Raw genomic sequence first — 20,255 nt, 5'->3', positions numbered from 1 at the left:
GTTCGTCCTGAAACCCTTACCGCGTCACCGCGATGTCGCCGCTCGACGGCCGATCGGCCTTGAACGATCCGTATTTGCCGAATTCGGTGCGCGCGATCGCGCGGTTATGCACCTCGTCCGGCCCATCGGCAAAGCGCAGCGTGCGCATGCTCGCCCAGGCGCTGGCCAGCGGGGTGTCGCCCGAAACGCCGGCACCGCCAAATGCCTGGATCGCATCGTCCAGGATCTGCAACGTCATGCGCGGCCCCATCGCCTTGATCATCGCGATTTCGCCCTGCGCCGATTTGTTGCCCGCCTTGTCCATCATGTCGGCGGCCTTCAGGCACAGCAGGCGCATCATCTCGAGGTTCGAGCGCGCCTCCGCCACCCGCTGTTCCCAGACCGACTGATCGGCGATCCGCTTGCCGAACGCGACCCGGCTAACCAGCCGCTTGCACATCATTTCAAGCGCCATTTCGGCGACCCCGATCGAGCGCATGCAATGGTGGATTCGGCCCGGCCCAAGCCGGCCCTGCGCGATTTCGAACCCGCGCCCTTCGCCCAGAATGACATTCTCGACCGGCACCCGGACATTGTCCAGCACCACCTCCCCATGACCGTGCGGCGCGTGATCATACCCGAATACCGAAAGCATCCGCTCGATAGTCACCCCCGGTGTATCCAGCGGCACCAGGATCTGGCTCTGCTGCGCATGGCGCGACGCATCGGGGTTGGTCTTGCCCATGACGATCGCCACGGCGCAGCGCGGATCGCCGACGCCCGACGACCACCATTTGCGGCCGTTGATCACATAATGATCGCCGTCGCGCACCATCGAGGTCTGGATGTTGGTCGCGTCGGACGAGGCGACTTCCGGTTCGGTCATCAGAAAGGCGGAACGGATCTCGCCGTTCATCAACGGCTTGAGCCAGCGATCCTTCTGCTCGCGCGTGCCGTAGCGATGCAGCACCTCCATATTGCCGGTGTCCGGCGCGGAACAGTTGAACACCTCGCTCGCCCAGCCCGATCGGCCCATCTCCTCGGCGCAGAGCGCATATTCGAGATTGGTGAGCTGCGTGCCTTCGAACGCGAAACTGTCATCGACATGGGACTGGCCCGAATGGGGCGGCATGAAGAAGTTCCACAGGCCCTGATCGCGCGCGACCGGCTTCAGCTCCTCGATCACCGGGATCACCTTCCACCGATCGCCCTCGCGCACCTGCGCGGCATATTCGGCCTGGCGGGGCGCGATATGCTGGTCGATGAACCCCTTCACCCGATCCCTGAAATAGGTTTCGCGCTCGCTCAGCGTGAAGTCCATCGATGCTCTCCTCTCGATCCGCGTTTCACGTCGCTTACGCCATACCCGATATTCGGTAAAGTGCTCGCTCCGCGATTTTCAGCTACGTAATTTGCCCATCCTCTCACGTCGCTTTGGGACTGGTTCTTCGAATCAAAGATGCTAGTCTGATCGGATGGGAGCGGAAGCGGGATCCCCGGCCGAGGCGCGGGGCGAAACGAAACGGTTCAGGGCGAAGCGCGACGCGATCCTCGCGGCGGCGGCGGATGTCATCAACGAACAGAGCGCAAAGGGCATGACCTTTGCCGACGTCGCCCAGCGCGTGGGTCTGAACACGACCAGCGTGACCTATTATTTCAAGCGCAAGGAGGACCTGGCCGCCGCCGCGTTCGAAGTCACGCTGGACCGGCTCGACGAGATGCTGGCGAGCGCGCATCACGAGGTCAGCCCGGACGCGCGCGTCGCCCATTACCTGTCGCTCAACATGGAACGGCTCGAACGGATCGCGCGCGGCGAGGAACGCCCCTTTGCGATCCTGTCGGACCTGCGCGCGATGGAGGGCGAGGTGAAGGCGCGGCTGCTCACCCGCTGGCAGCATGTGTTCCGTCGCACCCGCGCGCTGTGGGGCGAAGGCGGCACCCGCGCGCAGACCGACCTGTGGGGCGGCCGGGCGCATGTGCTGCTCGAAAACACCTTCTGGCTTCCGGTCTGGCTCGCCCGGTACGAGATCGACGAATATCCGCGCGTCGAGAGCCGGCTGATGGACGTGTTTCGCCACGGCATCGCGACGCGCGGCGACGTCTGGGCGCCCCGCCTGCTCGAACTGCCGCATGACGAGGCGGAGCCGGGCCGCGAAGCGTTCCTGCTCGCCGCCACGCGGCTGATCAACGAACTCGGCTATCGCGGCGCATCGGTTCAGAAGATCGCCAGCGAACTCAACGTCACCAAGGGCAGTTTCTATCACCATCTCGACGCCAAGGACGAGCTGGTGATCGAATGCTATCGCCGCAGTTTCGACCTGATCGCGGATGCTCAGCGGCTGGCGGACGATGGCGCGGGCGACCATTGGGACAAGGTGACCAGCATCATCGCGACCCTGCTCGACGTCCAGTTTTCGGAGCGCGGACCGCTGTTGCGCACCACCGCGCTGTCGGGTCTGCCGCCCCGGGTGCGCAGCGCGCTGCTCGACCGGTCGAACCGGATCGCGCGCCGCTATGCCGGCATGCTGTCCGACGGGATCGCGGAAGGATCGATCCGCGCCATCGATCCGCTGGTCGCCAGCCAGGTGATGATGGCGATCCAGAATGCCGCGTTCGACATGCGCAAATGGGCCGGCACGATGCCGCGTGAGCGCGCCGTCGCCTTCTATGCCTCGACGGTGGTCTTCGGGCTGTTCGACGATCGGCTCCTGGACCTCTGACCGACCCGCGCGCCGCCGCGCCCACGAAATTTTGGGGGTGGTTGCGGCCCCTGGCGGGGCCTAGGCCGGGTCCATGCAGATGCCGTCGAGGGAAGGGCGCTGGGCGCTGACGGAAAAGGAGAAGCAGACGCTTCGCCTGATGGTGCGCGGACACGACGCCAAATCGATCGCCCGCGAACTCGATCTTTCGGTCCATACGATCAACGAACGGCTGCGCGAGGCGCGGCGCAAGATGTCGGTGTCCAGCAGCCGGGAGGCCGCACGACGCCTGCTCGACGTCGAACAGGCCCGCGCGGTCGCGGCCGACCCCGAAAATCCGGGGGACATCGATTTCGGGGCAGACCGGGGCGGCGCGGTCGCGGATCAGCGGACGGCGCCGCACGTCGGCGTGGGGCCGGCACGTCGCCGCCCCCGGATCGTAATCGGAGCATTGCTCATGACCGTCTTGCTTGGCCTGATGGCCTTCCTCACCCTGCCCCAGGCGGCGGACGCCCCGCCCCCGACCGCCGCCGCCCAGGCCACCGACCCCCAGGTGGTCGATGCGGCTCGCCGTTTCCTTGCGATGCTGGACCGAAGCGACTGGGCCGCCAGCTACGCCGCGACCGGCGCCTCCTTTCGCAAGCTCAATTCACTCAAGGTCTGGAGCGATGCCTCCGAACAGGCGCGCCGGCCGCTGGGCGCGGTCGTCTCGCGCACGTTGATCGGGCAGGAAAATCTTCCGGCGCCGCCCGCCGGCTATGAGGTCGTCAGGTTCCGGACCAGTTTCGCCGCCAAGGCCGATACCGTCGAGACGGTGACGCTGGAGCGCGAGGACGGGGGCTGGCGGATCGTGGCCGTGACGATCGGATAGCGTCGGTCGCGTCCGTGGCGGGCCACGCGGGGGGGCGCTCACGCTCCCCGCTTCAGCCACACCCCTGCCCGCCAATAGTGGAACAATGCCCAGGGCGTTGCCGCCGCGAAGCTGAGCATCGCCAGCCGAAGCGCCTGCGCATCCCCGAATTGCGGTTTCAGCAGGTCGGAAATCACCCCGATCAGCGTCGGGCCAAGGCCAAGCCCGACCAGGTTGATGACCAGCAGCGTGACCGCCGCCCACAGCGCGCGCATGCGCAGCGGAGCAAGCCCCTGAATCAACGCGAAGGTGGGACCGAGATAGGAGTTCACCAGCACCAGTGAGGCCCAGTAGATCGGGATGGCGATCCACGGATCGGTCGAGGCGAAGAAGAGGAAGGAGAGCGGCAACCCCACTCCCTTCATCGCCAGTACCAGCCACGCCTGTGCGTGCAGCCCCCAGCGCGCCGCCGCCCTGTTGGCGAGCCAGCCGCCCAGCACCGCCGACAGCGTGCCGCACACCGCGCCCACCGGCGCGACGATCGAGGCGATCTGGATCTTGTCCAGGCCGACCGAGCGGATCAGGAAGCTGGGGCCGAAGGCGGTGTGGCCATAGCCGATGAGCGAGGTGATGGTGACGCCCATCACCAGATGCACCGCCGCGCGATTGGCGAACAGCGACCGGAACCCGGCGCCGAACGCCGGCATCTCGCCAGGCGGCGCGGCGAGATGCCGGGGATCGGACAGCCCCCGGCGCGGTTCGACCACGCACAGTTTGATGATGAGCGCGAGAAGGACGCCCGGCACACCCACCGCGAACATCGCAATGCGCCAGCCAAAGAAATGGGCGAGCGTGCCGCCGATCATCGTCCCGCCGGCGGCACCCAGCACCACGCCGAGCGAATAGATGCCCATCGCCCCCGCGCGCTGTTCGGCGGGATACAGGTCGGCGATGATCGAATGGCTGGGCGGACTTGACCCCGCCTCGCCGATCCCGACGCCGATCCGGGCGAGCAGCAGCTGGACGAAATTCTGCGCCAGGCCGCAGAGCGCGGTCATCGCGCTCCACAGGGTCAGCGCGATCGCGATGATGTTCACCCGGTTTCCGCGGTCGGCGAGCCGCGCAACGGGCAACCCAAGCGTCGCGTAGAAGATCGCGAACGCGAACCCCGCAAGCAGGCCGAGCTGCGTGTCGGACAGCAGCAACTCGCCCCGAATATCCTCTTGCAGGATCGCGAGGATCTGCCGATCCATATAGCTGAAGAAATAGGCGCAGGTCAGCAATGTCAGCGTCGCGCCGCGTTGGCGGATCGCCCGCGCGTCCAGTGCCTCGTTCACCCGCGCATCCTCCCCATCGCCCGCCGCCTGCGACCGGCCCGTAAAAGAAATGGCGGGGTCCACGCGCGTGAACCCCGCCAGTTTCAGCCCAAGAACGAGCCGATCAGAATTTGAACCGCGCGGTCACGCCATAGGTGCGCGGTTCGGAAAGGTAGGACGAGAAGACCTGCGACCCGCCGGGATAGCCCGGCTGGGGCGTGGTGCTGACCGCCTGGAACGGCGAACTGAACGCGACCTGCATGTAATCGGTGTTGAACAGGTTCTGCGCCCAGAATTCCAGCGCCCAGCGCTGCTGCGGCCCGCGAATGCCGATGCGGCCGTTGACCACGACATAGCTGTCCTGAAGCTTTTGCGGGAACAGGTCGGAGCCGGTGTTGTAATCGCTGGTCATGCGGCCATCGATATAGAACAGCCCGCTCAGCCCCGTCGATCCGATGTCCGGCGTCCAGGCGAAGGACGAGGTCACCGTGATCTTCGGCGCGTTCGACAGGTTCTGGCCCGGCAACAGGCGCAGTGCCGGATCGAGCGGCTTGCCCGACGCGCTGCCGACCAGATTGTCGGCATATTTGGTGTCGGCATAGGTCAGGCCCATGTTGAACCGGATGTCGCGATGCGGAACCAGCGTCGTTTCGAGCTCGACACCCTGGGCGATCACGCCCGCGGTCACGTCGCCAGAGGCGCACGCCCCGGTCGTCGCGCTGGTATCCCGGTCCGCCCCGTTGAGGCTGGTCTTGCAGCCGTTGATGTTCTGGACGAGGTACACCGTGCCGTTGAACGTGTTCAGCTGGAAGTTGCTGAATTCCTGACGGAACGCGGCAAGGTTCAGGCTGAACGCACGAGTCGAGTATTTCAGGCCGATTTCAAAGGCGTTGACCGTTTCCTCCGCGAACTGAAGCCCGCTGCCATAATAAGCCGCATTGGCGGCGCTGGCCGGGAAGATCGGCAAAGGCTGCGTCGCGACCGGGTTGGTGAACGCCGACCGGTCGAGATTGTAGCCGCCCGCCTTGTACCCGCGCGAATAGCTTCCGTAGAGCAGCAGGTCGTCGGTCGCCTTGTACGACAGCACCGCAGTCCCGGTGAACTTGCTCTCCTTGCGCTGATCGGCGAGCGTGATGCCGTTGAGCGTCGAGGAGGATCCGCCCTGACAGGTCAGGGTGATGAGGCCGCCGAACAGCGCCGACGACAGGCCAAGATACGGCAGCAACGCCGCCTGCTGCGCCGGACACACCGTGTTGGTGTTGTTGAAGTTCGCGTCCATCTTCTTGGTCTCGTTGGTGTAACGCAGACCCAGCGTCACATCGAAGCGATCGGTGACGTGGAAGATGTTGTGGGTGAAGAACGCGAAGTTCTCGCTCGTCTGGTTGAAGTTGGCGGTGTCGTCGCCGACATCGCGCACGCTGTCGAGGCGCAGGAAGCCGCCCGCGACGACGGGGCCGAGCGCGCCCAGCGACGGCACGAGGCCGGCCTGGAGCGCGGCCAGCGTCGTCGGCGCGAGACAGCCCGGATTGGTGGGCGAGATGCCGCCGAACACACCGAGCGCGACGCGGCAGGCGGCGAAACGGCCATAATCCTGTCCGAACTTCAGCTGGCTGCGAGTCTCAAGCTTCTCATGCGCGAAATAGCCGCCGACCAGCCAGTCCAGCTTGTCGTCGAACGCCGACCCTTGCAGGCGCAGTTCCTGAGAGAAGGTGCGGAACTGGCGGCCCGAATCCGGACCGAAATACAGGATGTCCGCCAGGCCGTAATCGGCGTCGGACCCCTGATCGCTGCGATAGCCGCGATAGGCGGTGATCGAGGTCAGCTTGGCCGCGCCAAGATTGAGATCGACCTGCGCCGACACGCCCCAATCCTTCGTCGTGCCGTCATAGTTGCGCGTCGGCGTGATCGCGATCCGGCGCGAATAGGGGTCGTCGATACCGACGAAATACTGGTTGAACGTGACGCCGGCGACGGCGGGCAACAGGATGCCCACCTGGCTGGTCGGCGTGATCAGGCCGACATTGGCCTGCGACACCCGCTCGCTGGCATAAACCGCGCCGCAGCACGCCTCGTTGCGCTTGCTATAGTCGCCGATGATGCGGATCGACAGGTCTGCGTTCGGTTCGATCAGCAGCTGGCCGCGCACCAGATAGCGGTCGCGGTCGTTGACCTTATAGCCGGTATAGACGTCCTTGTAGAAGCCGTCGCGCTTTGCGTAGAGGCCGTCCACGCGGAACGCGACGCCCTCGGTCAGCGGACCGGTGATGTTCCCCTGCAACCGCCAGAAATCGTAATTGCCATAGGTCGCCTCGATCCCGCCCCCGAACTGAAAGGCAGGCCCCTTGGTCACGATGTTGAGCAGGCCCGCAGAGGCATTGCGGCCGAACAGCGTTCCCTGCGGCCCGCGCAGCACCTCGATCCGTTCCAGTTCGCCCAGATCGTTGAGGCCGACGCCGGTGCGCGAACGATAGACGCCGTCGATAAAGGTCGCGACCGAACTTTCGAGGCCGGGATTGTCGCCCACCGTACCGACGCCGCGAATACGTGCCGACCCGTTCGCCTCCGACCCGGTCGAACTGACCAGCAGCGAGGGCGCGACCTGATTGAGCTGACGAATGTCGGTCGCACCGGTCAGCTCGAGCTGCTCGCTGCTGACTGCCGAAATCGCCAGCGGCACATCGGCCAGCTGCTGCGCGCGTCCCTGCGCGGTCACGACGATCTCGTTGCTCCCCGTCGACTCTTTTTCAGTATCGCTCGCGGTCTGCGCGAATGCGGAGGCTGGCCAGGCCATCGCGATCACAACTGCCGGAATGCCGGCGGCGGCCAACAAGCGCGTGCGCTTCATCATCTCGTCTCCCGTTCGGCTGAAACGCTCCAAGGTTCCATACCGCAAACTCGAATAGAAACATTTTGGATGAGATGGTCAAGGCCAAAATCGGTTGCTAATCGCCACCTAATTGGAGGTGTGGTGCGCATCGAAAGCCCGCGATCGCCCCATACCGGTATGGTGAACCTTCATTCGAAAAGGGGGATTGCCGTCGAAACGGTCCGGCGGCGATCGCTGGCGACGCCTTTTCCGGCTTGAACTTGACGTTGCGTCAACTGGCATAATCACCCCATGGACGATTCGCTCGACATTGCAGACGTGGCCCGGCGCACCGGGATCAGCGCCCGCGCGTTGCGCTTTTACGAAGCGCGTGGCCTGCTCGCCCCATTGCGGACCCAGTCGGGCCGGCGCCGCTACGGCCCGGCCGAGCTCGCGCGGCTGCACCAGATCCTGACGCTCAAGCGCGCGGGACTGACGCTCGCGCAGGTGCAGCGGCTGCTTGCGCGGAGGGCGCTCGATCTGGGGCAGTTGATCGATGCGCAACTATCCGTGCTGGACGAACAGGCGGCCGCGATCGCGCGTGCGCGGCGCCTGCTTGCCGATACCCGGTCCCGTGTCGAGCGCAGCGAGCCCCTCGACATCGCGACATTCTGCTCGCTGATCGAACAAGGAGAACAGCTCGTGAGCCAACAGGAACAATGGGACAAGGTCACGTCCCGCTACTTCACCGACACTGAAAAGGCGCAATTCGCACAAGCCGCCGGCACCATGCCCGCCGATTTCGACCAGCAAGCCTATGCGGCGAAGTGGCAGGACATCGGGGCGCGGATCAAGGCGGCGCTTCCGCTCGATCCCGCGAGCGACCAGGCACAGGCATTCTACGCCGAATGGTGCGAGTTGCTGGCCCCGTTCAACGCGGTCGCCACCCCGGCAATGAAGGCGGGGGTACAGCGCATGTACGAGGATATGGGCAATTGGCAGGAACAGGCCGGTGCGCGACCGGACCCCGGCTTCGACGCCGAGGTGTTCCAGTTCATCCAGGCCGCCGGACGCGCCCGGCACGCGGCCGGTTAGGCGCAGGCGGCAGCGGCGGCGCCAGGTGCGCCGCCGCTTTCGCATCCCGCCGTGTCAGAAGCCGCTCAACCGGGCGAAACGGTCGCGGTGGAAGGCGGTGTTGCCCCACATCTGTTCAAGCACGCGCATCCGCTTGAGGTAGAAGCCCGCGTCATATTCGTCCGTCATGCCGATGCCGCCATGAAGCTGGATGAGTTCGCGGCTCATCAGATGCCCGACCTCGTTCGCCTTCGCCTTGGCGAGCGACGCCGCCTGTCGCGTATCGCCGCCGGCATCGATCGCGGCGAGTCCCGCCTCGACCGCCGAACGCATCAGCTCGATCTCGCTGAACAGGTTCGCCATGCGATGCTGAAGCGCCTGAAACGTCGCCAGCACCTGCCCGAACTGAACCCGTTGCTTCAGATAGGCGAGCGTGGTGTCGAACGCCTGTCCCGCCATCCCCAGCATCTCCGCCGCCACGAGCACCGCCGCACGGTCGGTCACCGCGGTCAGCAGGCCATCGCCCCCGCCCGTCAGCTGTTCCGCCGGCGCACCGTCGAACACGACCCGCGCATGGCTGCGGAAATCGACCAGATGTCGGCGATCGACGGTGACGCCCTCGCCCGCCTCGACCAGATAGAGCCCGTCGGTCGCGGCGACGACGAACAGGCCGGCACTGTCCCCTTCGGCCACGAACGCCTTCGTCCCGCTCAGCCTGCCATCCGCGACGCGGCTCGCGATCGCGCCGGGGTCGTGGCGCGGCCCCTCATCCACCGCGAGCGTCGCGATCAGCTCGCCGCTCGCGATGCGGGGCAGATACGCGTCCTTCTGCGCCGCGCTGCCGCCAAGCAGGATCGCCGAGGCTGCCGCCGCGCACGCCGCGATCGGGCTGGCGGCCATGGTCTTGCCCAGCTCCTCAACCACCAGGCCCAGGCTCAGCCACCCGAAATCGCTGCCGCCCTGCGCCTCCGGAATGATGATCCCGGTCCAGCCCATTTCGGCCATCGTCGAAAATGCCTGCGGATCAAAGCCCGATGCCCCGCCCGCGTCGCGCACCTTGCGCCACGCGCCGACCGGGCTCTCATTGGTCGCCCATTCGCGCGCCATATCGCGCAGCATCACCTGTTCGTCGTTCAGAACGGCCATGTTCAGTCCCTCTCAAACCCTCGATCGCGTCATGCCGGATCGGTTCCGGCATCCATGTTTCCGCACGCACGCCGCCGAAATACCCACTGGCGGCGCGTCGGATCCCGGCAGGCGGCCGGGATGACGATCATCGTGCCTTACTGGTGGTCCAGCATCCCCAGGATGCGCTTGGCGATCACATTGTTCTGGATCTCGGTCGATCCGCCATAGATCGTCGTCGCCTTGCCGAAGAGCCACGCGCGCACGCCGTGCAGCTGCGCCGGGGTGAAGCCCTCGCCCTCCCAGCCAAGCCCGTCCATCCCCTGAATCTCGATCATCAGCTCGGCGCGTTCCTGGCCCAGCTTCGTGCCGACGGTCTTCAGGATCGACGACACTTCGGACACGCCGCCCACCGCCTTTGATTCGGCCATCACCCGCATCGCGGTCAGCTGAAAGGTGCGCCAGTCCATTTCCCATTTGGCGATCCGCGCGCGCAGATCCGAATCGGCGATGCGCCCCTCCGCATCGACGCCGGCATAGGCCTTCGCCGCCTCTGCGAGCGAAGGTCCGGCCATGCGAAAGGCCGATCCGCCGCCCGACAAATTGGTCCGCTCATGCTGGAGCAGCCGCTTGCCGATCGTCCAGCCCTGCCCCTCTTCGCCGACGCGATTTTCCTTTGGCACCTTCACGTCGGTGAAAAAGGTTTCGCAAAACGGCGACATGCCGCTGATCATCTGAATCGGCTTCACCTCGACGCCCGGCGCATCCATATCGATCAACAGAAAGGTGATGCCGCCCTGCTTCTGGCTCTTGTCGGTGCGGACCAGACAGAAGCATTTGTCCGCCCATTGGCCGCCGCTGGTCCAGGTCTTTTGCCCGTTGACCACATAATGGTCGCCGCGATCCTCGGCAAAGGTCTGAAGATTGGCGAGGTCGGAGCCGGCATTGGGTTCGCTATATCCCTGGCACCAGCGCACCTCGCCCCGCGCGATCGCCGGGATGTGCGCGCTTTTCTGCGCCTCGCTGCCATATTCGAGCAGGGTGGGGCCGAACATCATCACGCCCATGCCACCGATCGGGTTCCACGCCCCGATCCGCGCCATCTCTTCCTGAAGCACCCTTGCCTCGGCGCGCGAGAGGCCACCGCCGCCATATTGCGCGGGCCAGGTCGGCACGCCCCAGCCCTTTGCGCCGATCGCCTCGCGCCACGCTTTCTGCGCGGGCGTTTCCTGCGTCGGCCCCTCAACCGCGGACATGCTGTTGTCCTTGCCCTTCAGTTCGGGCGGGAAATTCGCCGCGAGCCAGTCGCGTGCCTCGGCACGAAACCGGTCGATCGCGCCTTCCGTCCTGGGTTCAGCGAGCGTTGCCACTTTCTCTCTCCTGCCTCCGCCGCCCGGGTCGGGCCTGACCGCGAGTCCCGCGCCGGCGTGCTTCATTTGACGATTTAGAATTTGCGGTATGGCGCGCGCGCGGTCAAGCGCATTTCCCGCGACACCCGCACGTGCGGCCGCTATGCCGGCACGATCAGGGGGACAGATGCGCTTTCATCATCGTGCCGTGCCGATCGCGCTTGCCGCCGTGCTGATCGATTCGATCGGGTTCGGCATCGTCCTGCCGGTGCTGCCGGGCCTGATCGTGGACCTGACCGGCACGACCCTGCCCGATGCCACGCGCATCGGCGGCTGGCTCGCCATCGTCTTCGCCGCAGCGCATTTCTTCGCCGGCCCGGTCCTCGGCAATCTGGGTGACCGGTTCGGACGGCGGCCGGTGCTGCTCGCGGCGATGGCGATCTTTGCGGTCGATTATTCGCTGATGGCGTTCGCGCCGACCATCGCGTGGCTGTTCGCGGGCCGGCTGATCGCGGGAATCGCCGGCGCGGTCTATGGTCCCGCCAACGCCGTCATCGCCGACGTGACGCCGCCGGAGCGACGCGGCGCGACCTTTGGCCTGATGGGCGCGGCGTTCGGCATCGGTTTCATCATCGGCCCGGCGATCGGCGGCCTGCTCGCCGATTTCGGTTCGCGCGCGCCGTTCATGGCCGCGGCGGCGCTCGCGGCGCTCAACGCGGCATGGATTTCGATCTGGCTGCCCGAGACGCTGGCCCCGGCGCATCGCCGGCCGTTCGATTGGCGCCGTGCCAACGCGTTCGGCGCGTTCATGCCGGTATTCCGCCTTCCCGGCGCACGCCCGCTGCTGGTCGTCGCCTTTGTCTGGCAGCTGTCGCATCAGGTTTATCCGGCAACCTGGGCCTTCTTTGCAGAGATCGCGCTTGGCTGGGACGCACGGGCGATCGGCTGGTCGCTGGCGACCACCGGCGTCGCGATGGCGCTGACCCAGATGTTCGTGACCGGTCGCGCGATCGGCGCGCTGGGCGAAACGCGGACGGTGATGATCGGGCTGACCGTCGGCGCGCTCACCTATCTGGGCTATACCTTCGTGAACGCCGGATGGCAGGTCTACGCGCTGCTGATCTTTGGCGCGTTGCAGGCGCTCGCCTACCCCTCGCTCAACGCGATGCTGAGCCGGATGGCCGATGCGTCGAACCAGGGCGCGTTGCAGGGTGGCATGGCGAGCATCGCCAGCCTCGCCGCGATCCTGGGGCCACTGGGCCTGACCCAGACGCTGGCATGGGGTGCGGAGCGGGGCTTTCCGGGCGCCGCCTTCGCGCTCGCCGCTGCACTGGCCTTTCTGGCGGCGGGGATCGTGCTGGTGTTTCTGCTGCTGCGCCCCGCGCGGGCGGTTGCGCCGGGCGACGGGCAACCCATCTGACCCGGGCGACACGATGGAGATGCGCGCGACATGATCGACCTCTATTACTGGCCGACCCCGAACGGTCACAAGATCACCCTGTTTCTGGAAGAGGCCGGGACGCCCTACCGGATTCATCCGGTCGATATCGGATCGGGCGCGCAGTTCGACCCCGATTTCCTGAAGATCGCACCCAACAACCGCATGCCCGCGATCGTCGATACCGCGCCGGCCGATGGCGGTGAGCCGGTCAGCGTGTTCGAAAGCGGCGCGATCCTGGTCTATCTCGCGCTCAAGGAAGGGAAATTCTACGGCGAGACCACGCGCGAGCGTACCACGATCCTTCAATGGCTGATGTGGCAGATGGGCGGGCTGGGGCCGATGGCGGGGCAGAACCACCATTTCAACCGCTACGCGCCCGAGAAGATCCCTTATGCCATGGAACGCTATGTCAAGGAGACGAACCGGCTCTATGGCGTGCTGAACCGTCAGCTCGCCGGCAGGCCGTTCGTCGCGGGCGAGCATTATTCGATCGCCGACATGGCGATCTATCCATGGATCGTGCCGCATGAGGCGCAGGGTCAGGACCTGGCCGATTTCCCGCATGTGCGCCGCTGGTTCGACGCGGTCGCGGCGCGGCCGGCGACGATCCGCGCCTATGAAAAGGGCGAAGAGGTCCGCCCCGGCAATCCGGCGATGACCGACGCACAGAAAAAGATCCTGTTCGGGCAGACCGCGACGACCGTGCCGCAGGACTGATCCGTCACGCCTTCCCCGGACGGCGCGACAGCCCGACGTCGAGATGGGCGCCGGCGTCGAGCAGGACGGTTTCGCCGGTAATCACGCGGCTGGCGGGATCGAGCAGATTGACGATCGGCCCGGCGATGTCGTCGGGGCCGGGCGCCATCGCCATCGGCGTCTGTCCGGCGATGAAGCGTTCGAACGCCGCGAACGCGTCGGGCGCCATCCGCTCGCTGAACCAGCCGGTCCCGACATAGCCAGGTGCCACCGCGTTCACCCGGATCGCGGGCGCGAGCACGCGGGCGAGGCTCTGCGTCATCGTGACCAACGCCCCCTTCGACGCGGCATAGGCGACCGACGACCCGTTGCCGAACATGCCCGCCACCGACGCGATGTTGACGACCGCGCTCGCCGGTCCGCCGCGCATCGCGGGCGCGCAGGCGCGGATCATCTGGAACGGCGCGATGGCGTTCAGCCGGTAGATGTCGATGAAGTCGCTGGCGTCCAGTGCCTCCATATCCTCATGGTCGGCGAATTTGGTGCGCCCGGCATTGTTGACCAGCAGGTCGATGCGGCCAAACGCATCGCGCGCGGCACCGGCGAGCGCGCGGCAATGGACGTCCTGCGCGACGTCGGCCTGTACCGCGATCGCTCCGTTGCCGACCTCTGCCGCCAACGCCTCCGCGGCCTCCCGGCTGGACGCATAGTTGATGACGCAGCGGACCCCGCGCGCCGCCAGCCGGCGCACCACCGCCGCGCCGATGCCGGTGCCGCCCCCGGTGACGATCGCCACCATCCCCGCCATCGCGTCGCTCATGCGCTCGCACTCGACCGGGCCGACACCCGGCGGTGCCAGTCGTTGAGATATGCCATCTCCTCCGGCAGCGACAGGCCGATGAACACGCCGAAATCGATCGTGGTCAGCAGGACGATGTCGGCCATGCCGAACCGCTCGCCCGCGATGAACGGCGTTTCGGCAAGCGCGGCGTCGCACAGCGCCAGTCCCTGTGCATAGAGCGGCCGGTTGCTCTCGCCGAATTCCGTATATTGATGCGGCACCAGCGGCGCGGTGAGCGGATGGGTGTGGACCCACACCATCCGCGCCGGCCAGCCCAGCAACAGTTCGACACGCCGCGTCCACATCTCGACCAGCGCCGTGCCGGCCGCCCCTTCGCCGAACAGTGGCGGATCGGGATGGAGCGCCTCGAGATAGCGGCAGATGGCGACGCTTTCGGTGATGACCGTACCGTCATCCAGCTTGAGCGCGGGGGTCTGGCCGAGCGGATTGACGGCGCGATAGGCGTCGCCGCGATGTTCACCGCGGAACAGCGCGACCTCCTGACGCGGCAGCTCCATGCCCTTTTCCGCCGCGAAGATCCGCACGCGGCGCGGATTGGGCGCCGCCTTCTCCGAATCATAGAAGATCACCCGCCCGCTCCCCACGCTTTTCGAACATCGCGTATGGCAGCGAACCGGCCTTTCGCCTAGCCTTGCAGGCGAATCGAGGAGAGAGAATGCGCACCGCCGCCGAAATCCTGACGCAGCCGTTCGGGACGTTGCCCGACCTGATCGCCGCCCATTCCCGCGACCGGGGCGATCGCATCGCCCTGATCCACGACGCGGATGCGCTGACCTATCGCGACCTTGCCGCACGGATGGACGCGGTCGCCGCCGCCCTGCACCGGGCGGGCGCGGTGCAGCGGCAGGCGGTGGCGATCGTCGGGGCGATGTCGATCGATTATGCGACGGTGTTCCTGGGCGCGATCCGGGCGGGATGCGCGCCCGCACCGATCGCGCCGTCCGCGACCGGCGACCAGATGGCGGCGATGATCGCCGATAGCGGCAGCGCGGTGGTGTTCCTGGACGCCGGCGCCGCCGCCACGCTGGGCGACCGCCCACTCGCCGCGCGGCGGGTAGCGCTCGACGGCAGCGATGGGGGCGAGCCGCTCGACGCCTTCCTCGCCAACGCCGGGCCGCCGCCCGAAGTGGCGATCGATCCCGAAGATCCGTTCAACATCATCTATTCGTCCGGAACCACCGGCACGCCAAAGGGCATCGTCCAGCCGCATGCGATGCGCTGGGCGCACATCGCCCGCAACGAAGCGGCGGGTTTTTCCGAGGGCGTGACGATGGTCGCGACCCCGCTCTATTCGAACACCACCCTTGTCAGCTTCATCCCGACGATCGCATGGGGCGGAACGGCGGTGCTGCTGGGCAAGTTCGACGCGCGCAAGTTCCTGGAGGCCGCGCAGGCGCATCGCGCCACCCATGCGATGCTGGTCCCGGTCCAGTATCAGCGGATCATGGCCATGCCGGATTTCGATGCGTTCGACCTCACCAGCTTTCTCCTGAAAACCTGTACCAGCGCGCCATTCGCCGCCGCGCTGAAGGCGGACATATTGGCGCGCTGGCCCGGCCTGCTGGTCGAATATTACGGCATGACGGAGGGCGGCGGCACCTGCCTGCTGAACGCGACCGCCCATCCCGACAAGCTGCACACGGTGGGGCAACCCGTTCCCGGTCACGACATTCGCCTGATCGACGAGGCGGGGAACGAGGTCGCGCCCGGCGAGATGGGCGAGGTGGTGGGGCGCAGCCCGGCGATGATGACGGGCTATCACGGCCGGCGGCAGGCGACGGCGGAGGCCGAATGGTTCGACGCCGATGGCAACCGGTTCATCCGTCACGGTGATGTCGGCCGGTTCGACGCCGACGGATTCCTGATCCTGATGGATCGGAAAAAGGACGTGATCATCTCGGGCGGGTTCAACATCTTTCCCAGCGATATCGAGGCCGAACTGGCGCGGCACCCGGCGGTGCGCGACGGCGCGGTGATCGGCGTGCCGTCCGAACAATGGGGGGAAACGCCGGTCGCCTTCTATGTCCCGGCGGATGCGACGCCGGCGGACCGCGTCCTGAGCGAGGTGAACGCGACACTCGGTCGGACCCAGCGGCTGGCGGCGCTGGTCCCGATCGATGAACTGCCGCGCAGCGCGATCGGCAAGGTGCTGAAGCGCGAATTGCGCGATCGTTATCTGGCGACGGAACCGGCATGACATCGCTGCCACAGCTGCTGGCCGGGGTGCAGCGCACCGATGACGGGTTCGCTACCGAAATCCCGTCGAACTGGTTGCAGGGGCGCACCGCCTATGGCGGCCTGTCGACCGCGCTCGCGCTTGCCGCCGCCAAACAGATCGAGCCGGACCTGCCGCCGCTGCGTTCGGCACAGATCGCCTTTATCGGCCCGCTCGCCGGCCCGGTCACCGTCACCGCGACAAAGCTGCGCCGTGGACGCAATGCCGCATTCATCCAGGCGGACATCGCCTCGCAAGCCGGACTGGGCCTGCGGACCAGCTTCGTGTTCATGGCGGCGATGGACTCGGCGATCGACCATGATGCCGTGCCGACCACCACATATGCGCCGCCCGCAGCCGACGCCGCGCTTTATACCGGGCCGGCGGATTTTTTCACCGGAAACTTCAACTTCTACGACCTCAAGGACCGGGCCGGGCCGACGCAATGGCTGCGCTGGGGCCGACTGGTGGAGCGCGACGGTCTCGACCCCGAAATCGAACTGATGGTGATGGGCGACGCGCTGCCCCCCGCCGCGTTCAAGCTGTTCGAAAAGGCGACGCCGCTGTCCTCGCTGACCTGGATCGTCAACATCCTGACGCCGCGTGCGGCGACGCGGGACGGCTGGTGGCTGCTCGACGCGCGGACCGACCGTGCGCAGGGCGGTTATTCGAGCCAGTCGATGCGGATGTGGGACGCCGATGGCCGCCCGGTCGCGGAGGGGATGCAGGGGGTCGCGATCTTCGGTTGAAGGCGCGGCGCCACCTCTGCCCCCGACCTCTCGCCCATCCTGGCTGACACAGTTTGCGACACTTTTCGGGTGCGCTGACATAGCGATGCGACAGGCGCGCGCCAAAAGCCATTTCATCGCGGCATGACGCCGCCTGGAGTGGAGCAACCGATGAAAACTTTCCTGACTGCCACCGCACTCAGTCTGCTCGCCGCCAGCGGCGTCGCCGTCGCGATGCAGGCCGACCCGGCGGGTCCCGCCGGCCCGCCCAAGACCAAGGCCGAAGCGATCGCCCGCGCCGATGCGCGGTTCGACCGGCTCGACACCAACAAGGACGGCCAGCTGAGCGCCGAGGAGCGCAAGGCCGGGATGGAAGCCGCGCGCAAGGCGATGGCCGCGCGTCGCGGTGGCGAACTGGGCGATTTCGTTCCCCGTGGCGGTGGCGGCATGGGCGAGCGCATGATGGCCCGCGTCGATACCAATGGCGACGGGCTGATCAGCCGCGAGGAAAATCGCGCCGCCGCCATCGCCCGGTTCGAGCGGATGGACGCCGACAAGGATGGCAAGATCGAAGCCGGCGAGCGGCGCGGACCCGGCATGGGCAAGCGCGATGGCAAGCCGGGCGACCGGATGGCGCGGCGCGGACCCGGTGGTCCCGGCGGCCGCGGCCCCGGCATGCTGATGATGGCCGATACGAACAAGGACGGCGTCGTCACCCGGGCCGAATTCGACGCGATGTCGGCCGCCCATTTCGCGCAGCTGGACACCAACAAGGACGGCAAGATCGACGCTGCCGAGATGAAGGCGATGCACGAGAAAATGCGCGAACGCATGGGCAAGATGCGCGAGAAAATGCGCGAACGCCGCGGCGACATGCCGCCCCCGCCCCCGGCCCCTTCCCCGAACCCGGGCGCGTGAGCGCGATGCCGGGCGGGCTTCTCCCCCTCCTCCACGCCCGCCCGGCACTTCGCACGCCAGCTTTCGGGGGTCTTCCGATGTCCGACGAATCTGCTACCCCCGACCTGATGACTGCCGAGACGCCGCATTTACTGCTCGTCGATGACGAGCGCTCGATCCGCGAGCCGCTCGCCCAATTTCTGACCAAGCAGGGCTTTCGGGTGACCCAGGTCGCCGATGCCGAAGCAGCGCGCGCGCGGCTGTCGGCCTATGCGATCGATCTGGTCGTGCTCGACATCATGATGCCCGGCGAGGACGGGCTGAGCCTGTGCCGCCACATTCGCGAAAATGGCGAAACGCCGGTGATCCTCCTCACCGCCCGCAGCGAGGAGACGGACCGCATCGTCGGCCTCGAAATGGGCGCGGATGATTATGTCGTGAAGCCCTTTTCCCCGCGCGAGCTGGCCGCCCGGATCAAGGTGGTGCTGCGCCGCCTTCAGGCCGGTGGCACGCGCCAGCATGCGCCCGAAAGCGGCAGCTATTCCTTTTCAGGCTGGGTGTTGAAGACCGGCGAGCGCGCGCTGGTCGATCGCGATGGCGTGTCCGTGCCGCTCTCGACCGGCGAGTATAATCTGCTGCTCGCGCTGGTGATGCGGCCGCGCGCAGTGCTGACGCGCGACCAGCTGCTCGACCTGACCCAGGGACGCGAGGCGGCGGCGTTCGACCGCGCGATCGACAATCAGGTCAGCCGCCTGCGCAAGAAGATCGAACCCGACCCCAAAAACCCGAGCCTCATCAAGACCGTGTGGGGCGGTGGCTATACGCTGGCGAGCGACGTCACCCGGCTGTGACCCGGCTTCTCCCCCGCAACCTGACCGGTCAGATCGCGCTGCTGGTCGCACTGGCGCTGTTCGTGGCGCAGGCGATCAATTTCGCGCTGCTGCTGCGCGAGCGGCGCGGCTTTCGCGATGCCCAGGTGATCGGGCCGGCGGTGACGCGCGTCGTGGATGCCGCCGAGCGCGTCCGGGACGGCCGCTTCCGTCCCCCGCGTGAGGACCGCGACGGCGACCACCGCCCGCCACGACTGCGACTGCAACCCACCAATCCGGTCGATCTCTCGCTGGAACCACGCAGCGACGTGGAAGCGGCGATCCGCCAGGCGATGGCCGAAGCCAACATTTCCGCCGGCCAGATCGTCGCGCGGCTGAAGCCGATTTCGCCGACCGATCCGCGCTTCGCGCGCATGAGCGCGATCCGGGCGGAGCGCATCCGGCGGCTGGGCGCGGAGTTGTTGATCGCGGTCGAGCTGCCGGGGCGGGGCTGGGTCACGCTCATCACCGGCTGGCCGCGCGGGGAACGTGAACTGATCTGGCGTCTGATCGCGCAGACGCTGATCCTGTACGCGATCATCCTGGTGCCGGTGCTGTGGGTCGGGCATCGGGTCGCCCGTCCGCTGCGCCAGCTCGCCACCGCCGCCCGCGATTTCAATCCGGCGGGCGCGCACCGGCCGGTCGTCGAACAGGGGCCGGGCGACGTGCGCGCGGTGATCGGCGCCTATAACAGCCTGAGCGCACGGGTGACCGCGATGCTGGACGAAAAGGACCAGATGCTGGGCGCGATCGGCCACGATCTGCGCACCCCGCTCGCGGCGCTGCGCGTGCGCATCGAATCGGTCGAGGACGAGGAAGATCGCGCGCGCATGGCCGACACGATCGACGAGATGAACTCGACGCTCGACGATATCCTGTCGCTGGCCCGGCTGGGTCGGCCAAGCGAACCCGCGACCGAGACCGATCTCGACGCGCTGATCGACGCGGTGGTCGATGATTTCCGTGATCTGGGCGCGCCGGTCGAATATCAGGATGGCCAGCGGCTCATCCTGCGCATCCGGCCGTCACTGATGCGCCGCGCGGTACGCAACCTCATTGAAAACGCGGTCAAATATGGCCATGGCGCGGAAGTACGGCTGCTCGCCGACGCCGGCCGGATCCGCATCGAGGTCGCGGATCGTGGCCCCGGCATCCCGTCCGATCAGATCGCCGCGGTGTTCGATCCCTTTACCCGCCTCGACCCGTCGCGCAATCGCGGGACCGGCGGCGTCGGCCTCGGCCTGACCCTGGCGCGCGCGATCGTGCGCGAGGCGGGCGGCGACATCACCCTGGTCAATCGCGACGGCGGCGGATTGAGCGCGACGATCACCCTGCCCCTTCGATAACCC

The 20,255-nt window shown here is 67.0% G+C and carries 17 protein-coding genes; 10 read left to right on the top strand and 7 right to left on the bottom strand.

Translation table 11 applies throughout. From position 1 onward, the window contains the following. Positions 1 to 16: 16 nt before the first annotated feature. The gene (locus tag KF783_RS07040) at positions 17 to 1,300 is read right to left on the bottom strand and encodes an acyl-CoA dehydrogenase family protein (RefSeq protein WP_294077737.1); all 1,284 of its coding nucleotides are present in this window, start codon (positions 1,298 to 1,300) and stop codon (positions 17 to 19) included. Between the two features lie 154 nt (positions 1,301 to 1,454). Here KF783_RS07040 and KF783_RS07035 point away from each other — a divergent pair, with 154 nt between their 5' ends. Together KF783_RS07035 and KF783_RS07030 are read left to right on the top strand one after the other, a co-directional pair. Beyond that, entirely contained in the window at positions 1,455 to 2,699 is a 1,245-nt protein-coding gene (locus tag KF783_RS07035; protein WP_294077736.1) for a TetR/AcrR family transcriptional regulator, read from the top strand. 73 nt (positions 2,700 to 2,772) lie between these two features. Then, on the top strand, positions 2,773 to 3,549 hold the full coding sequence (locus KF783_RS07030; protein WP_294077734.1) for a DUF4019 domain-containing protein: 777 nt from the start codon (positions 2,773 to 2,775) through the stop codon (positions 3,547 to 3,549). A 38-nt stretch (positions 3,550 to 3,587) separates the two neighbouring features. Here KF783_RS07030 and KF783_RS07025 read toward each other — a convergent pair whose 3' ends face one another. Both KF783_RS07025 and KF783_RS07020 read right to left on the bottom strand, forming a co-directional pair. Beyond that, complete coding sequence (locus KF783_RS07025; protein WP_294077732.1) at positions 3,588 to 4,865, bottom strand: MFS transporter; 1,278 nt, start codon at positions 4,863 to 4,865, stop codon at positions 3,588 to 3,590. Positions 4,866 to 4,968: 103 nt separating this feature from the next. Continuing rightward, positions 4,969 to 7,635 carry a TonB-dependent receptor gene (locus KF783_RS07020; protein ID WP_294077730.1) on the bottom strand — a complete coding sequence of 889 codons (2,667 nt, stop codon included), beginning with the start codon at positions 7,633 to 7,635 and terminating at the stop codon, positions 4,969 to 4,971. A 327-nt stretch (positions 7,636 to 7,962) separates the two neighbouring features. Here KF783_RS07020 and KF783_RS07015 point away from each other — a divergent pair, with 327 nt between their 5' ends. Next, entirely contained in the window at positions 7,963 to 8,745 is a 783-nt protein-coding gene (locus KF783_RS07015; protein WP_294077729.1) for a MerR family transcriptional regulator, read from the top strand. 54 nt (positions 8,746 to 8,799) lie between these two features. On the opposite strand, the gene KF783_RS07010 is transcribed toward KF783_RS07015, so the two are convergent. Then, complete coding sequence (locus KF783_RS07010; RefSeq protein ID WP_294077727.1) at positions 8,800 to 9,870, bottom strand: acyl-CoA dehydrogenase family protein; 1,071 nt, start codon at positions 9,868 to 9,870, stop codon at positions 8,800 to 8,802. A 137-nt stretch (positions 9,871 to 10,007) separates the two neighbouring features. After that, the gene (locus tag KF783_RS07005) at positions 10,008 to 11,219 is read right to left on the bottom strand and encodes an acyl-CoA dehydrogenase family protein (RefSeq protein ID WP_294077726.1); all 1,212 of its coding nucleotides are present in this window, start codon (positions 11,217 to 11,219) and stop codon (positions 10,008 to 10,010) included. Between the two features lie 166 nt (positions 11,220 to 11,385). Between KF783_RS07005 and KF783_RS07000 the strand changes: the two genes are divergently transcribed. Further along, positions 11,386 to 12,618 (top strand): MFS transporter, encoded by a 1,233-nt coding sequence (locus KF783_RS07000; RefSeq protein WP_294077724.1) that lies wholly within the window; start codon positions 11,386 to 11,388, stop codon positions 12,616 to 12,618. 30 nt (positions 12,619 to 12,648) lie between these two features. After that, entirely contained in the window at positions 12,649 to 13,356 is a 708-nt protein-coding gene (locus KF783_RS06995; RefSeq protein ID WP_294077722.1) for a glutathione binding-like protein, read from the top strand. 4 nt (positions 13,357 to 13,360) lie between these two features. Here KF783_RS06995 and KF783_RS06990 read toward each other — a convergent pair whose 3' ends face one another. Further along, complete coding sequence (locus KF783_RS06990; protein ID WP_294077720.1) at positions 13,361 to 14,155, bottom strand: SDR family oxidoreductase; 795 nt, start codon at positions 14,153 to 14,155, stop codon at positions 13,361 to 13,363. Next, positions 14,152 to 14,766 (bottom strand): glutathione S-transferase family protein, encoded by a 615-nt coding sequence (locus KF783_RS06985; RefSeq protein WP_294077718.1) that lies wholly within the window; start codon positions 14,764 to 14,766, stop codon positions 14,152 to 14,154. Before KF783_RS06985 ends, KF783_RS06990 begins: the two co-directional genes overlap by 4 nt. Before the next feature lie 86 nt (positions 14,767 to 14,852). Between KF783_RS06985 and KF783_RS06980 the strand changes: the two genes are divergently transcribed. The 5 genes from KF783_RS06980 (at position 14,853) to KF783_RS06960 (ending at position 20,252) form a co-directional block, all read left to right on the top strand. Then, on the top strand, positions 14,853 to 16,394 hold the full coding sequence (locus KF783_RS06980; protein WP_294077716.1) for a class I adenylate-forming enzyme family protein: 1,542 nt from the start codon (positions 14,853 to 14,855) through the stop codon (positions 16,392 to 16,394). After that, entirely contained in the window at positions 16,391 to 17,161 is a 771-nt protein-coding gene (locus KF783_RS06975) for a thioesterase family protein (RefSeq protein WP_294077715.1), read from the top strand. Before KF783_RS06980 ends, KF783_RS06975 begins: the two co-directional genes overlap by 4 nt. A gap of 150 nt (positions 17,162 to 17,311) precedes the next feature. Then, the gene (locus KF783_RS06970; RefSeq protein ID WP_294077714.1) at positions 17,312 to 18,058 is read left to right on the top strand and encodes a hypothetical protein; all 747 of its coding nucleotides are present in this window, start codon (positions 17,312 to 17,314) and stop codon (positions 18,056 to 18,058) included. 77 nt (positions 18,059 to 18,135) lie between these two features. Further along, positions 18,136 to 18,888 carry a response regulator gene (locus KF783_RS06965; RefSeq protein WP_294077712.1) on the top strand — a complete coding sequence of 251 codons (753 nt, stop codon included), beginning with the start codon at positions 18,136 to 18,138 and terminating at the stop codon, positions 18,886 to 18,888. Further along, positions 18,885 to 20,252 carry a HAMP domain-containing sensor histidine kinase gene (locus KF783_RS06960; protein WP_294077710.1) on the top strand — a complete coding sequence of 456 codons (1,368 nt, stop codon included), beginning with the start codon at positions 18,885 to 18,887 and terminating at the stop codon, positions 20,250 to 20,252. The genes KF783_RS06965 and KF783_RS06960 overlap by 4 nt, the downstream gene beginning before the upstream one ends. Positions 20,253 to 20,255 lie beyond the last annotated feature (3 nt).

Origin of the sequence: Sphingomonas sp. (genome assembly GCF_019635455.1) — a bacterium.
Taxonomy (GTDB): Bacteria; Pseudomonadota; Alphaproteobacteria; order Sphingomonadales; family Sphingomonadaceae; genus Sphingomonas.
This window is presented reverse-complemented; position numbering and strand designations above follow the sequence as displayed.

Bases quoted from the DNA above. Each gene is read 5' to 3' on its own strand.
- KF783_RS07000 (WP_294077724.1), top strand. From the start codon at position 11,386: ATGCGCTTTCATCATCGTGCCGTGCCGATCGCGCTTGCCGCCGTGCTG.
- KF783_RS07035 (WP_294077736.1), top strand. From the start codon at position 1,455: ATGGGAGCGGAAGCGGGATCCCCGGCCGAGGCGCGGGGCGAAACGAAA.
- KF783_RS07030 (WP_294077734.1), top strand. From the start codon at position 2,773: ATGCAGATGCCGTCGAGGGAAGGGCGCTGGGCGCTGACGGAAAAGGAG.
- KF783_RS07020 (WP_294077730.1), bottom strand. From the start codon at position 7,635: ATGGCCTGGCCAGCCTCCGCATTCGCGCAGACCGCGAGCGATACTGAA.
- KF783_RS06995 (WP_294077722.1), top strand. From the start codon at position 12,649: ATGATCGACCTCTATTACTGGCCGACCCCGAACGGTCACAAGATCACC.
- KF783_RS06990 (WP_294077720.1), bottom strand. From the start codon at position 14,155: ATGAGCGACGCGATGGCGGGGATGGTGGCGATCGTCACCGGGGGCGGC.
- KF783_RS06965 (WP_294077712.1), top strand. From the start codon at position 18,136: ATGTCCGACGAATCTGCTACCCCCGACCTGATGACTGCCGAGACGCCG.
- KF783_RS06970 (WP_294077714.1), top strand. From the start codon at position 17,312: ATGAAAACTTTCCTGACTGCCACCGCACTCAGTCTGCTCGCCGCCAGC.
- KF783_RS07040 (WP_294077737.1), bottom strand. From the start codon at position 1,300: ATGGACTTCACGCTGAGCGAGCGCGAAACCTATTTCAGGGATCGGGTG.
- KF783_RS07015 (WP_294077729.1), top strand. From the start codon at position 7,963: ATGGACGATTCGCTCGACATTGCAGACGTGGCCCGGCGCACCGGGATC.
- KF783_RS06980 (WP_294077716.1), top strand. From the start codon at position 14,853: ATGCGCACCGCCGCCGAAATCCTGACGCAGCCGTTCGGGACGTTGCCC.
- KF783_RS07010 (WP_294077727.1), bottom strand. From the start codon at position 9,870: ATGGCCGTTCTGAACGACGAACAGGTGATGCTGCGCGATATGGCGCGC.
- KF783_RS06975 (WP_294077715.1), top strand. From the start codon at position 16,391: ATGACATCGCTGCCACAGCTGCTGGCCGGGGTGCAGCGCACCGATGAC.